Source organism: Saccharothrix coeruleofusca, assembly GCF_014648515.1.
Classification (GTDB): Bacteria; Actinomycetota; Actinomycetes; order Mycobacteriales; family Pseudonocardiaceae; genus Actinosynnema; species Actinosynnema coeruleofuscum.
In genome coordinates this window covers 1-14,429 of sequence record NZ_BMRG01000038.1, presented here as the reverse complement: position 1 = coordinate 14,429, position 14,429 = coordinate 1, and the positions used below count along the sequence as shown (strand labels likewise).

The 14,429-nt window shown below is 72.2% G+C and carries 12 protein-coding genes; 11 read left to right on the top strand and 1 reads right to left on the bottom strand.

What is annotated here, in order from left to right:
- The first annotated feature begins 559 nt into the window (after positions 1–559).
- The 5 genes from IEZ00_RS35785 (at position 560) to IEZ00_RS35765 (ending at position 5,864) form a co-directional block, all read left to right on the top strand.
- Complete coding sequence (locus IEZ00_RS35785; RefSeq protein ID WP_189227788.1) at positions 560–1,627, top strand: L-dopachrome tautomerase-related protein; 1,068 nt, start codon at positions 560–562, stop codon at positions 1,625–1,627.
- Positions 1,628–1,654: 27 nt separating this feature from the next.
- Positions 1,655–2,062, top strand: coding sequence for a four-helix bundle copper-binding protein (locus IEZ00_RS35780; RefSeq protein ID WP_229796439.1), 408 nt, complete (start codon positions 1,655–1,657; stop codon positions 2,060–2,062).
- A 120-nt stretch (positions 2,063–2,182) separates the two neighbouring features.
- Positions 2,183–2,752, top strand: coding sequence for a hemerythrin domain-containing protein (locus tag IEZ00_RS35775; RefSeq protein WP_189227787.1), 570 nt, complete (start codon positions 2,183–2,185; stop codon positions 2,750–2,752).
- Positions 2,753–2,894: 142 nt separating this feature from the next.
- Positions 2,895–5,402, top strand: coding sequence for a molybdopterin oxidoreductase family protein (locus IEZ00_RS35770; protein WP_189227786.1), 2,508 nt, complete (start codon positions 2,895–2,897; stop codon positions 5,400–5,402).
- A 3-nt stretch (positions 5,403–5,405) separates the two neighbouring features.
- Positions 5,406–5,864 (top strand): hypothetical protein, encoded by a 459-nt coding sequence (locus IEZ00_RS35765; RefSeq protein ID WP_189227785.1) that lies wholly within the window; start codon positions 5,406–5,408, stop codon positions 5,862–5,864.
- A gap of 57 nt (positions 5,865–5,921) precedes the next feature.
- Here IEZ00_RS35765 and IEZ00_RS35760 read toward each other — a convergent pair whose 3' ends face one another.
- Positions 5,922–7,070, bottom strand: coding sequence for a Glu/Leu/Phe/Val dehydrogenase family protein (locus IEZ00_RS35760; protein ID WP_189227784.1), 1,149 nt, complete (start codon positions 7,068–7,070; stop codon positions 5,922–5,924).
- A 275-nt stretch (positions 7,071–7,345) separates the two neighbouring features.
- Here IEZ00_RS35760 and IEZ00_RS35755 point away from each other — a divergent pair, with 275 nt between their 5' ends.
- The 6 genes from IEZ00_RS35755 to IEZ00_RS35730 all read left to right on the top strand — a co-directional run.
- Positions 7,346–7,828: an Lrp/AsnC family transcriptional regulator gene (locus IEZ00_RS35755; protein ID WP_189227783.1), complete on the top strand. Its 483-nt coding sequence runs from the start codon at positions 7,346–7,348 to the stop codon at positions 7,826–7,828.
- A 177-nt stretch (positions 7,829–8,005) separates the two neighbouring features.
- The gene (locus tag IEZ00_RS35750) at positions 8,006–10,174 is read left to right on the top strand and encodes an NACHT domain-containing protein (RefSeq protein ID WP_189227782.1); all 2,169 of its coding nucleotides are present in this window, start codon (positions 8,006–8,008) and stop codon (positions 10,172–10,174) included.
- Between the two features lie 126 nt (positions 10,175–10,300).
- Entirely contained in the window at positions 10,301–11,359 is a 1,059-nt protein-coding gene (locus IEZ00_RS35745; protein ID WP_189227781.1) for a LacI family DNA-binding transcriptional regulator, read from the top strand.
- A gap of 506 nt (positions 11,360–11,865) precedes the next feature.
- On the top strand, positions 11,866–13,056 hold the full coding sequence (locus IEZ00_RS35740; protein WP_189227780.1) for a glycoside hydrolase family 62 protein: 1,191 nt from the start codon (positions 11,866–11,868) through the stop codon (positions 13,054–13,056).
- Positions 13,057–13,076: 20 nt separating this feature from the next.
- A complete protein-coding gene (locus tag IEZ00_RS35735) occupies positions 13,077–14,048 on the top strand; it encodes a CE1 family esterase (protein ID WP_306344716.1) in 972 nt (323 codons plus the stop codon).
- Positions 14,049–14,098: 50 nt separating this feature from the next.
- Positions 14,099–14,429 (top strand): glycoside hydrolase family 6 protein (locus IEZ00_RS35730; protein ID WP_189227779.1); only part of this gene is annotated, 331 nt, incomplete at its 3' end.

The window sequence follows — 14,429 nt, the reverse complement described above, 5'->3', positions numbered from 1 at the left end:
GAGTCGCCGAGCACGTCGACCACGGGCGCGCCCGCGGCCAGCGACTGGCACCAGGCCGTGGTCGCCGCGCCACCGGCTGGCGGGGCGCCGGGCAGGAGCAGCAGCACGAGCGGCAGGAGCACGAGCGGCAGGAGCACGAGCAGGCGGCGGGTGGTCATGCGCGGCCGCCCGCCCTGGAGATGATCACGATCATGCCGGTGATCATCACCCGTTTGGTCGCCACCCGAAAGTGTTATGCGTACGAACTCACTCGACTCGGAGTGAGCACAAGGCGGCGTGGCCCGCGCCGATCAGGCCGATCAGGCAGGCAGCGGGCCTGCGGCCGGGCAGCGGGACAGGGCGGCGGCCGGATCTGCCGCCGCTGCGCTTGGCCCGGTGTGCGGAGCGGCGAGACCGGGAGTACGGGCCCGCTGTGCCTGTGCGGGCAGGGAGGACGTCTCGGCACATCGCGGATCGGCGTTTCGGGGGTGCGAGCGCGGGTACCGGACCAGCGGGACGGCGACGGTTGCCGGAACGTGGCGGTTCCGTCACCAGCCGACCGAGGAAGCGGGGTTTCCGCATGGCGTTGGAAGTGGTGCACGAGTTCACCGGTCCCATGCCGACCGGGGTGAGCGTGTCGCACGGCGGCCGGATCTTCGTCAACTTCCCCCGGTGGGGTGACGAGGTGCCCGCGACCGTGGTGGAGCTGCGCGAGGGCCGGGAGGTGCCGTTCCCCGACCAGCGGTGGAACTCGCCCTCCTCGGACGACGACGCGAACGCGTTCGTGTCGGTGCAGAGCGTCGTGGTCGACCCCGCCGACCGGCTGTGGGTGCTCGACACCGGCAGCCCGCTGTTCCGGCCGACGAGACCGGGCGGGCCGAAGCTGGTGTGCGTGGACCTGAGCACCGACACCGTCGAGCGGGTCATCACCTTCCCGCCGGAGGTGGCGCTGGAGACGACCTACCTCAACGACGTGCGCTTCGACCTGCGCCGCGGCGATGCCGGCGTCGCCTACATCACCGACTCGGCCGGCTCGGGCCCCAACGGGATCATCGTGGTCGACCTGGCCGGCGGCGAGTCGTGGCGGCGGCTGCACGACCACCCGTCGACCAAGGCCGTGCCCCTGGAGGTCTTCCGCCCGGTGGTGGAGGGCGCCCCGTTGCTGGAGCGCCCCGTCGACGGCGAGCCGAAGCCGGTGTCGATGGGCGCGGACGGCATCGCCATCACCGCCGACGGCACCCGGCTGGTCTACTGCCCGCTGGCCTCGCGCCACTGGTACAGCGTGCCCACCCAGGCGCTGCTGGACCGCTCGCTGCCCGACGACGAGGTGGGCGAGCAGGTGGTCGACGAAGGCGACAAGGGCGGGGGCTCCGACGGGTTGGAGACCGACGACGCGGGGCGGCTGTACCTGACCGACTACGAGCACGACGCGGTGCTGCGCAGGCTGCCCGACGGCACGTTCGAGACCGTCGCCCACGACCCCCGGCTGCTGTGGCCGGACACGATGTCGGTGGCCGAGGGCTACCTGTACGTCACCGCCAACCAGCTGCACCGCCAGGCGAACTACCAGGGCGGGCAGGACCGCAGGCGCAAGCCCTACCACCTGTTCCGCGTGCCCATCGACGCCGGACCCGTCCGGCTGCGGTAGCACGCCCCGAGACGAGGAGTGACCGCGTTGACCACCACCACGATGCCGATGCTGGAGACCTACCCCGCCGAGATCACCCTGGACCGGGTGAAGCTGGCGGGGGCCATCGACGCGCTGATCGCGTGCGCCGAGGCGTGCACGGCGTGCGCGGACGCGTGCCTGAGCGAGAGCTCGGTGGCGGAGCTGACCAAGTGCGTGCGCACCAACATGGACTGCGCCGACATCTGCGCGGCGACCGCGCGGGTGCTGTCGCGGCACACCGGTTACGACGCCAACATCAGCCGGGCGCTGCTGGAGGCGTGCGCGATGGCGTGCAAGTCCTGCGGCGACGAGTGCGGCGCGCACGCGAACATGCACGAGCACTGCCGCATCTGCGCCGAGGCGTGCCGGGCGTGCGAGACCGCCTGCCGCGACCTGCTCGCCGTCATCGGCTGAAGCGGCCGTGGCGCCCGCTCACACCGTCGAGCGGCTGCGGCAGGTCCGATCGGGTGGCGGCTGGTTGGCGGGCCCGGCACGGGGTAGACGGCGGTGACCCGATTTCCCAAGGAGGTTCCCGTGACCGCCGCGCGTGAGCACGACACCGACCTGATCCGCGTGATCACCGCCGACCACCGGGAGGTCGAGCGGGTCTTCGACGAGCTGGAGAGCGGGCAGGGCACCCCCGAGCACCGCCGTGCCCTGGCCGACCACGTCATCACCCAGCTGGTGCGCCACGCGGTGGCCGAGGAGCAGTTCATGTACCCGGCCGCCCGGAAGGTGCTGCCCAACGGCGACGAGGTGGCCGACCACGAGCTGCGGGAGCACGCCGAAGCCGAGCTGGTGATGAAGGAGCTGGAGGGCCTGGAGCCCACCGACCCCCGCTTCGACCAACTGCTCGGCGAACTCATGCGCGAGATCCGCCACCACATCCAGGACGAGGAGTCCGACCTGCTGCCCCAGCTCGCGGCCCGCTGCTCGGCCGAGGACCTGCAGGAGCTGGGGCGCAAGGTGATCGCGGCCAAGAAGGTCGCCCCGACCCGGCCGCACCCGGCGGCCCCGGACAAGCCACCGGCCAACCTGCTGCTCAACCCCGGCACGGGCCTGATCGACCGGTTGCGCGACGCGCTGTCCGGCCGCAACAGCTGAGGCGGGGACGAGCCGGACGTGACCGGTCCGCCTGCCACCGGTCACACCACCACCCTCGCAGGCCCCGGCACCGGCCGCGTGGTTGACAGCCGTCGCGGTGGGTAGCCGACACGCTGGTCACACCGGGGCGACGGAGGGACGCATGGCGGATCGGATCGCGGACATCTGGGGCACCCGCACCCCGCACGCGAAGGACACCCCGTGGCCGGTGCGGGTGGACCTGCACCTGGACGCCGGGCTGGCGGAGTCGGACGTCGACCGCTGGGTGCAGTCGGCGTGCGTGCTGTGCAGCAACGGGTGCGGCTGCGACATCGCGGTCAAGAACGGGCGGATGGTCGGCGTGCGGGGCCGCGCGGGCGACGTGGTCAACCACGGGCGGCTGGGCCCCAAGGGCCTGTACGGCTCGTGGCAGTGGGCCGGTCGCGACCGGCTGACCCGCCCGCTGGTGCGCGAGGGCGGCAGGCTGGTGGAGACCGACTGGGACACCGCGATGGACCGGGTCGTGCGGCGCTCCCGCGAGCTGCTGGCGGAGACGGGGCCGCTGTCGCACGGCTTCTACACCAGCGGGCAGCTGTTCCTGGAGGAGTACTACACCCTCGGGGTGATCGGCAAAGCGGGACTGGGCACGCCGCACATGGACGGCAACACCCGGCTGTGCACCGCCACCGCCGCGGCGGCGATGAAGGAGAGCTTCGGCTCCGACGGCCAGCCCGGCAGCTACACCGACATCGACTCCTGCGACGCGCTGTTCCTGTTCGGGCACAACATGGCCGAGACCCAGACCGTGCTGTGGGCCCGCGTGCTGGACCGCCTGGCGGGGCCGGACCGGCCGGTGGTCGTCGCGGTGGACCCCCGGCGCACGAAGGTGGCCGAGGCGGCGTCGGAGTCCGGGGGAGTGCACCTGGCCCCGCTGCCGGGCACCAACCAGGCGCTGATGAACGGCCTGGTCCGGGAGGTCATCGCCAACGGCTGGGTGGACCGCGACTACGTCGAGGCGCACACGCTGGGCTTCGACGAGCTGGCCGCCACCGTCGAGCCGTACACGCCCGAGCACGTGGCGGGGGTCTGCCGCGTCGACCCCGCCGACCTGCGCCGGGCCGCGCGGATCTTCGGCACCGGGGAGCGGGTGCTGTCCACCGTGCTGCAGGGCTTCTACCAGTCCCACCAGGCCACCGCGGCGGCCTGCCAGGTCAACAACCTGCACCTGCTGCGCGGGCTGATCGGCCGCCGGGGTTGCGGCATCCTGCAGATGAACGGCCAGCCCACCGCCCAGAACACCCGCGAGTGCGGCGCGGACGGCGACCTGCCCGGCTTCCGCAACTGGGACAACCCCGAGCACGTCCGAGAGCTGGCGCGGCTGTGGAACGTCGATCCGCTGACCATCCCGCACTGGGCCCCGCCCACGCACGCGATGCAGATCTGGCGCTACGCCGAGCAGGGCTCGATCAGGTTCCTGTGGATCTCGGCGACCAACCCGGCGGTGTCGCTGCCGCAGCTGCCGCGCGTGCGGGAGATCCTGGCGAAGAAGGACCTGTTCGTGGTGGTGCAGGACGGGTTCCGCACCGAGACCGCCGAGTACGCCGACGTGGTGCTGCCCGCCGCGCTGTGGGGTGAGAAGCAGGGCACGTTCACCAACGTCAACCGCACCGTGCACCTGTCGGACAAGGCCGTCGAGCCGCCCGGCGAGGCCCGCGCCGACCTGGACATCTTCCTGGACTACACCCGCCGCATGGACTTCCGCGACCGCGACGGCGCGCCGCTGATCAAGTGGTCCGACCCCGAGGGCGCGTTCGAGGCGTGGCGGGAGTGCAGTCGCGGCAGGCTGTGCGACTACACCGGGCTGTCCTACGCCAAGCTGCGCGCTGGCAGCGGAATCCCTTGGCCCTGCAACGAAGAGCACCCCGACGGGTGCGACCGGCTCTACACCGATGGCGTGTTCCCCACCCACCCCGAGGTGTGCGAGGACTACGGCCACGACCTGCTCACCGGCGGCACCACCTCGGCCGAGCAGTACAAGGCGCGACGCCCGGATGGCCGGGCGTTCCTCAAGACCGCCCACTACGCGCCGCCGCCGGAACAACCCGACGACGAGTACCCGCTGCTGTGCACCACCGGGCGCACGGTCTACCACTTCCACACCCGCACCAAGACCGGCCGCTCCCGGCAGTTGCGCCGCGCCGCGCCCGAACCGTGGGTGGAGCTGTCCGCCGCCGATGCCGCCGCCCTGGGCGTGGCCGAGGGCGATCTGGTGCGCGTCGAGTCACCCCGCGGCCGCGTCGAGGCTCCTGCCCGCGTCGGGCGCGGCCGCGACGGGGTGGTGTTCCTGCCGTTCCACTACGGCTACTGGGACACCGAGGGCGACCAGCACGCGCGCGCGGCCAACGAGCTGACGCCGACCGAGTGGGACCCGGTGTCCAAGCAACCCCTGTTCAAGATCAGCGCGGTGCGGGTGACCAGGCTGGCAGGCGCCACCGGCCCCGCGCCCGCGCCCACCACCGCCGCGTCCGCCCCTCAGGACTCGGTGGGCGTCGTGCCGACTCGTGGTGATGACGACGTGCGCGAGGACGTGGCGCCCACCGACCCGCCCGCGCCGCCGCCCGTCCCCGACCGCACCCCGAACGTGCTGCCGCACGCCGCGCCGAAGGGCTGAACCGTGCACCTGGCCACTTACCTCGGACTGCTGCACACCTCGCTGACCACGCTGGCCGACGCCTTCCGCGAGGTCGGTCGCGGCCACGGCGAGGAACCCGACGTGCGGCACACCTGCCAGGTCCTCGCCGACCTCGCCGACCAGCAGGCCGAGGCGCTGGCCCCGGTCGTGCGGCGCTACGGCGAGCACCGCGAGGACGAGCCCGAACGCCTGCACGCCGCAGGGCTGGAATCGACCCGCGGCGGTCCTGTCGGCTTGCTGCGCGACCTCCAGGACCTCTACACCCTGGCCAGCCTGACCGACATCACCTGGACCGTCGTCGGCCAAGCCGCACAAGGGTTGCGCGACCGGGAGCTGCTCGACGTCGTCAACTCCCGCGAGCAGGACACCGCCCGCCAGCTGACCTGGCTGCGCACCCGCATCAAGCAGGCCGCGCCCCAAGCCCTCATCGCGGCCGGGTGAGCCGCGATCCGGCACTGCTCCGCGTGCCGCGGACCGAGCGCGGTCGACTCCTGGTCGTCACGGCCGATCCGGTGCGGCCGCGGCCTGCGGCCAACCGACCGCGGGGCCGCCCGGGCGTTCCCCGGACGAGTTCCGCAGTCGCCGGTCGACCAGATCACGGGCGGCCCGCAGGGGGGTGGTGCCCCTGGTGTTCGCATCCGCCAGCACACCCGCGAGCCGGTCGCCGATGCCGCGGACGCGCCGCTCCGCCTCGACGCGGGTGGCCCCGTGCAGCTCCCTGGCCACGGAGGCGATGATGCCGCCCGCGCTGACGATGGTGTCCGGCGCCCACAGCACCCCGCGCTCGTGCAGCAGGTCCGCCGTCGAGGCGTGGTCGAGCTGGTTGTTCGCCGCTCCCACCACGGCGCGGCACCGCAGCCGCGCCACGCTGTCCGGGGTGAGGATGCCCCCGACCGCGCACGGGACGACGACGTCGACCTCCCGCAGCAGCGCCTCTCGCGGCGTGACCCAGGTGGCTCGCCAGCGCTCGGCCAGTGCCCGGTGACGGGGGTCGATGTCGGACACGGTCAGCTCGGCGCCGCGCGCGGCCAGCCAATCGCCGACGACCGCGCCGACGTGTCCCAGACCGATGAGCGAGAACCGCAGCGTGGACAGGTCGCGACCGGCCCAGAGGTGAGCGCACACGGCCTCGATCGCGCTGGTGACGCCCAGCGCCGTCGGGATCGACGAGTCGCCGCTGCCGCCCGCGCTCTCCGGGCGGCACAGCACGTGCCGGGTGCCGCTCCACAGCAGGGCCATGTCCTCCGGGCTGGTGCCGATGTCGGGGCCGATGATGTAGTCGCCGCCGAAGCCCTCGACGACCTCGGCCACGTCGGCGAGCAGGTCCGCCCGCCGGGCACCGGTCCAGTCGGCCGAGGTCGACCCGTCCAGGGCGACCACGGTCTTGCCCCCGCCGTGGTCGAGACCGGCCAACGCGGCCTTCTCCGTCATGGCGGCCGAGAGCCGCAGCACGTCGTCCAAGCCGTCGCGCCAGCTCGGGTAGGTCTTGACGCGACAGCCGCCCAGCGCCGGTCCGAGCCGGGTCGAGTCGACGCTGACGATGACGGTCTGCCCCGAACGCCGACCGCGTTCGATCCGGACGCGCTCGGCGGTGAGCGGCCGCGCGGCGGCAGCGGCGGGCCGGTGGGCGGGCACTGGCGCGGTCATGAGGTCCTCTTCCTGGGTGTGGACTCGCGGGGGAGGAGCGGGTCCGGGCGTCACGTGCCCGAACCGAGCAGCGGCAGGCGCTGGGCGCCGGAACGGGGTGCGGGTTCGACACCCGCCCACGTCGGGGCCCGAGCGGACCGCCAGAACCACCTTGGCCGGCGAAGCGACCGGTACCCCCTCCAAAGAGCCGGTGATCAGCTCTAAAACTAGCCATTCGGACGGCTGACCGGTTTCACTTCCGATCAAGTGATCGGAACCCATGGGAAGATGGCCGGATGGACGAACTTGATTCGGCGATCATCGAGCACTTGCAGTCGGATGCGCGGCAGTCCAACCGGGAGCTGGCGCGCAAGCTGGGCATCGCCCCGTCGACCTGCCTGGAGCGCGTTCGCGCCCTGACCCGCCGCGGGGTCATCCGCGGCTACCACGCCGAAATCGACCTGGTCGCCCTCAACCGCGGTGTCCAGGCCTTCATCGCGGTCCAGGTCCGTCCCCTCAGCCGAGCGGTGATCGACACCTTCAAGGACTCCGTCGGCGGGATGCCCGAGGTGCTCACCGTCTTCGTGCTCGCGGGTGGGGACGACTTCCTCCTGCACGTGGCCGTCCAGGACCTCGACCACCTGCACGCCTTCCTCGTCGACCGGCTGAGCAAGCGGCGCGAGATCGTCAGCTTCCGCAGCTCGGTGATCTACCAGCGGGCCCACAACCCCGTGCTGGCCCCGCTGCCCGCGCCCGCCGCGGCGCCGCGGCCCACCTGACCGGTAGGTCCGGGCGGTCAGGGGCGGGCGAGCGGTTCCGGGGCGATCGCGTGATCGACTCGTCGGCGGATTGGCGCTGCGCGCCACACGAGGGCGCGCCGATGCGCCATGATCTGCGGGGCGTTGATCCGGGAGAGTGGGTTGAGGCGAGTGCAGCGGTTATCCGCCAGGCGAGTGGTGGCTGCCCTCAGCGGCTTGGCGTTCTGCTCGGCGGTGGTGACCAGCCTGGTGCTGCTGCTGGCCGAAGGAGGGCTGGAGCGGGGCGACAAGATCGCCAGCGTGGTCAGCATGGTGATCGCCGTGCTCAGCCTGCCGGTCACCCTCTACACCGCTTACTTCTCGGTCAGCCAGGCGCGGCGCACCGCGGTGCCGGAGGGCTCGGCGGACCGGCTCGACGCCGTGGCGGACGTCATCGCGGACGCGGTGCGCAGGCAGTGGGAGTCGGAGGAGCAGATCCGGCACGTGCACGACCCGTTCCCGCTGCCGTTCCGGTGGGTGAACGCCGAGGAGGACGTGGCCGACCACTGGCAGAACATCAACGGCACCCCCGACGACGGCACGCCCCTGGTCCTCGACGGCCGGGGCGACCACGTCGTCGACGCGTTCCGCCGGGTGCCGTCGCGACGGCTGGTGGTGCTGGGCGAAGCGGGCTCGGGCAAGACCGTCCTGACCTCCAGGTTCGCCCTGACGCTGCTGGAGGAGCGCGAGCGCGCGACCGGGGAGCCCGTGCCGGTGATCTTCCCGCTGGGGTCCTGGAACCCGGCGCTGGTGCCCCTGCGCGACTGGCTCGCCGAGCAGCTCGTCACCAACTACCCGGTGCTCGCGCGATCCGACGGCGCGGACGGCACCCTAGCCGCGCGGTTGCTCGCCACCCGGCGCGTGCTGCCGGTCCTCGACGGCCTGGACGAGGTCACCGAGGGCCTGCGCGGTGAGGTGATCACCAGGATCAACGCCGAGGTGCGCCCTGGGGAGCAGTTCCTGCTGACCAGCAGGCCGCGCGAGTTCCGCGAAGCGGTCGCGGCCTCGGACGTGCTGACCGCGGCGGCGGTCGTGCGGCTGGAGGCGCTGACGGTCGACGACCTCGACCGCTACCTGCCGCTCACGACGCGCAAGCTGAGCGGTTCCCGCACGAAGTGGCACCCGGTCCTGGAGCACCTGCGGCGGTCGGGCACCGGCAGCGCGCTGGCGGAAGTGCTCTCGACGCCGCTCATGGTCGCCATGGCCAGGACGATGTTCAGCGACACCGACGCCGACCCGGCGCAACTGCTCGCCCTGGACGGGCGGGACTCCCGGACGACCCGCGAGGTGATCGAGGACCGCCTGCTCGCCGGGTTCCTGCCCGCCGTGTACTCCGGCCGCGCGTCGGGCGCGGGCACGTCGCGGGTGGCGGGGCACCTGCGGTTCCTGGCCCACCACCTGCACCGCAGCGGAACCCACGACATCGCCTGGTGGCGGTTCGTGCTGGCGGTGCCCCGAGTCGTCGTGGGCGTCACGGCCGGGCTGGTGATCACGGCGGCCACCTGGCTCGGCACGGGCTTCGCCGTGTGGGCGGGGCGTTGGCCCGATCCCGCCGGACAGCGCGCGTGGGTGATCGCGACGCTGGTGGCGGGCGTGGTCTGCGGCGCGGTCGGGGGTGCGATCGTCGGGCAGGGCCGCGGCATCCGCCCGTCGCCCGCCCGCCTGCGGTTGCGGCTGCGCGGTCGACTCCGCCACATCGCCGGGCAGCTCGCCCGCGGCCTGCGGAGCAAGCACACGGCGGCCTGGCTCGCCGTCTGGACCAGCGGCGGTGTTCTGTTCGGGCTCACGGCGTCGGTCTTCGGCCGGGGCGGGAACGTCGTCCCGGTGGGCCTCGCCGCGGGTCTGCTCGCCGGCTTCGGCGTGTGGTCCGTGGTCGCCTTCGTCCACGCCCTGGGCGCCCCGGTCGAACCCACCGAGATCACCAGTCCGGCCGAGTTCCTGCGCACCGACCGGCGCACCGCGCTGCGGCAGGGACTCGTGGCGGGGGTGGGTGGGGCGGCGGTGTTCTGGCTGATGATGCGCATCGCCTTCGAGCCCGCGTTCGGCGTGCCCTTCGACGTGGTGTTCACCAGTGGGTTGTGGTTCGCGGGCTTCCTGACCCTGGCCGTGCTGGGCATGCTGATCTGGGCGCTGTTCGTCACGTCATGGGGGCCGTGGCTGCTCGCCCGGCTGTGGCTCCCGCTGACCGGGCGCCTGCCCTGGGCCGTGATGGCCTTCCTGGCCGACGCGCACCAGCGGGGCGTGCTCAGGCAGGCGGGCGGGGTCTACCAGTTCCGGCACGCGCGGCTGCGCGACCACCTGGCCGCCGCGGATCGCGCCGACCGGTAGCCGCGGCGCGTCCGGCACCAGCTGGTTCTCCCGCGCACCAGCGGGAACTTGTTAGCATCCGGTGGTTTCGATGTGGTGCGACCCGCTGCTTGCCCGGCGGGCGTCCATTGAGGACGGAGGACCGCGGTGGGTCGACGACGTGTCACGCTGGCCGACGTGGCCAAGGCGACGGGGGTCTCCACCACGACGGTCTCCCTCGTGCTGGCGGGCCGCGGCAGGGACCTGCGCATCTCCGAAGAGGTCGAGCGCCGGGTGCGCTCGACCGCCCAGGAGTTGGGGTACCGGCGCAAGACCCTCTCGGTCGGCCTGCGCGCCGGGCGCTCGCGGACGATCGGGTTCCTGTCCGACACCGTCGCCTCCTCGCTGCTGGCGGGCGCCATGATCAGGGGCGCGCTGGAAGCCGCGCACCAGCGGGACTTCATGCTGTTCTTCGGCGAGAGCGGCGGCGATCCCGAGGTGGAGCGGACGCTGGTCGAGGCGATGCGCGACCGCCAGGTCGAGGGCATCGTCTTCGCCGCGATGTACACCAGGGTGGTCGGCGTGCCCGAGGGGCTGGACCGAGGTCCGGCGGTGCTGCTCAACGCCCTGCCCGCGGCGTGCTCGTCGCTGCCCGTGGTGCTGCCCGACGAGGTGGGCGCGGGCCGCGCCGCCGCGCAGGTCCTCGTCGAGGCCGGGCACCGCGAGGGGATCCACCTGGTCGGCGCGGGCCCCGGTCTGGACGACGTGCCGCCCAACAGCATCGCCGCGACCGAGCGCCTGGTCGGCATCCGCCAGGTGTTCGGCGGCGCGGGGGTCGAGGAGGTGAGCGCGCGTTGGTGTCCGAAGTGGATGCCCGAGGACGGCTACCGCGCCACCGGGGAGATTTTGCGCCGCTACCGCCCGAGGGCGCTGCTCTGCTTGAACGACCGCTTGGCCTTCGGCGCCTACCAGGCGCTGGCCGAAGCCGGGCTGTCCGTGCCGGACGACGTCTCCGTGGTGTCCTTCGACGACCACCCCATCGCCTCCTGGGTGCGGCCCAGGCTCACCACCGTCGCCCTGCCCCACCACGAGCTCGGCGCGAAGGCGGTGGAGGTGCTCTTCGCCGCCGCCGAGCAGCGGTCGCGGCCCAGAGGCGCGCCCGTCGTCCACCGCGTTCCCATGCCGCTGCGGCGTGGGGAGTCGGTCAAAGCGGTGCGCGCGTCGTAGTCGACTTCTCCGCGTTGGCCCCCTCGGCGCGTGGCCTGCCCGCCACCTGCTGTTGTTCACGCTCACAACACCACTCCGAGGAAAGGTGCTGTTCAATGGGCTGAACGGAGCAACTTCGCACTGTATCGCTTCTAGCTGGCCTTATGTGACCTCATCGAACGGCATTCGACACGATTCGAGCCGAAACCAGCTAAAGTTAGCGCTCACATTTTTAGCTTTGACCTGTCGCAGCGCCACTGGCTACATTGACTGGCGATCAAGACCGCACCGCCGGGGCCGTGCCCCGCGCCGGTCGAGGACCGCCGCCGCGACCGCCGTCAACGATGACGATGGGAACACCGATGCGACGAACTCCAGCGGCACCAACCGCGCCGAACCGCGCCCGCCCCCGCTGAGGGCGAGGCGGGTTCCCACCCGACCTGTGACGCCGTGACCGCGCCGGTCCGGTGCGCGTCGTGCCGCCCGCACAGGTCCGCGACCACCCGATCCACCGATGAAGGATGACCATGTCTCTGCTACGGCATCTCCCGTCGCGGCGGTCCAGGCTCGCCGTCGCGGTCGTCGTGCCCCTCGCGGCGGTCTCCGCGCTCACAGCGGTGGTGACGCCCGCCTCCGCCGCCGCGGAGTGCTCGGTCGCCCACGCGGCGCCCGCGCGGTGGCAAGGCGACTCCAACAGCACGCCGTGCACCGAAGGGGTGAGCACCACGACAACCACCGCGCCCCGGCAGGCGGCGGGCTCGTTGCCCAGCAGCTTCCGGTGGTCCTCCAGCGGCATCCTGATCAGCCCGAAACCCGACGCGACACACCCGAACGTGGCGGTGAAGGACCCGAGCGTCGTCTACCACAACGGCCGCTACCACGTGTTCGCCTCGACCTACACCGACGGCTACAACCTGATGTACACCAGCTTCGCCGACTGGTCGCAGGCGTCGTCGGCGACGCACCACTACCTGGACCGCACCGCCATCGGCGGCGGCTACAAGGCCGCGCCGCAGGTGTTCTACTTCGCCCCGCAACGGCTGTGGTACCTGATCTACCAGACCGGTTCGAACGCCTCCTACTCGACCAACCGCGACATCGCCAACCCGCAGGGGTGGTCCGCGCCGAAGAACTTCTACGCGGACGGCATGCCGAAGATCATCCAGGACAACATCGGCGACGGCTACTGGGTCGACTTCTGGAACATCTGCGACAGCGCCAAGTGCTACCTGTTCTCCAGTGACGACAACGGTCACCTGTACCGGTCGGAGACCAGCCTCTCGCAGTTCCCCAACGGGTTCACCAACACCGTCATCGCGATGCAGGACGCGGACAGGTACCGGCTGTTCGAGGCGGCCAACCTCTACAAGATCCGGGGCAGCGGCCAGTACCTGCTGATCCACGAGGCCATCGGCTCCGACGGCCGCCGCTGGTTCCGCTCCTGGACCGCCCCGGCGATCACCGGGCCGTGGACGGCGCTGGCCGACACCGAGGACAACCCGTTCGCCCGCGCCAACAACGTCACCTTCCCCGACGGCGCCTGGACCCGCGACATCAGCCACGGCGAGGTGGTGCGCACCAACGTCGACCAGACCATGGAGATCAGCCCCTGCAACCTGCGCTACCTCTACCAGGGGCTGGATCCCGGTGCGGACGGCGAGTACAACCGGCTGCCCTGGCGGCTGGGACTGCTGACCCAGACCAATTCCACCTGCTGACCCACCGAAGGAGTCCAATGATGAGGCACAGGTCCTTAGCGGGGGCCGTCGCCGCCGCGGCGTTCGTGGTCTCGACCACGACCGGCACGGCGGTGAGCGGTGCCCTCGCGGACACCGCGTCGGCCACCTCGTCGACCACCGGCGTCGGCGCCGCCGCGTCGACCGCCGGGTGCGGCAAGGCCCCCGGCCTGACCAGCGGCACGCACACGATCCAGAGCGGCGGCAAGAGCCGCAACTTCGTCCTGAAAGTCCCCGACAACTACGACAACGCCCGTCCCTACCGGCTGATCTTCGCCTTCCACTGGTGGGGCGGCACGGCGAACGAGGTCGCCACGGGCGGCAGCAGCGGCGCCTCGTGGGCCTACTACGGTCAGCAGGAGCTGTCCGCCAACAGCGCGATCCTCGTGGCGCCCCAAGGGCTCAACAACGCCTGGCCCAACACCGGCGACGAGGACACCAGGTTCGTCGACGACATGATCACCCGGATCGACGCCGCTCTGTGCGTCGACACCACGCTGCGCTTCGCGACCGGCTTCAGCTACGGCGGCGGCATGAGCTACTCGCTGGCGTGCGGCAGGGCGAACGTCTTCCGGGCGGTGGCGGTGTTCGCGGGCGCGCAGCTCAGCGGCTGCAACGGGGGGTCGCAACCCATCGCCTACCTCGGCATCCACGGCATCGGCGACACGGTGCTCAACATCTCCCAGGGGCGGTCGCTGCGCGACAGGTTCGTCCGGAACAACGGCTGCGCGGCCACCACACCGCGCGAACCGACCTCGGGCAGCCTGACCCACATCGTCACCGCGTACACCGGTTGTCGGGCCGGGTACCCCGTGGTGTGGGCCGCGTTCGACGGCGGTCACACCCCCGGCCCGGTGGACGGGTGCAACTGCGAGAACGGCGCCAGGACCTGGACCAAGGGCGAGGTCTGGAAGTTCTTCTCGCAGTTCCAGAGCACCCCGCCGAGCGCCGTCGCGGAAGCGGCGCGGCGCTGAGCGCGCCTGCTCGTCCACCACGCACGACCCGCACCGGGAAAGGAGATCCGATGAAGCGGGGCAAGCGCGCCACGTCCGTCCTCTCGGCCGTGGTCGGGGTCGCGGCACTGGCGGTGGGCGGCGGCACGACCGCTCACGCCGCCGATTCCGAGTTCTACGTCGACCCCTCCAGTTCGAGCGCGCGGTGGGTCGCGGCCAACCCCGGCGACTCCCGCACCCCGGTGATCCGGGACCGGATCGCCTCGGTGCCGCAGGCCCGGTGGTACACCACCACCAACACCTCCGCGGTGCGCTCGGAGATCAGCTCGTTCGTCGGCGCGGCCGCGGCGGCCGGGAAGATCCCGATCCTGGTGGTCTACAACATCCCCAACCGCGACTGCG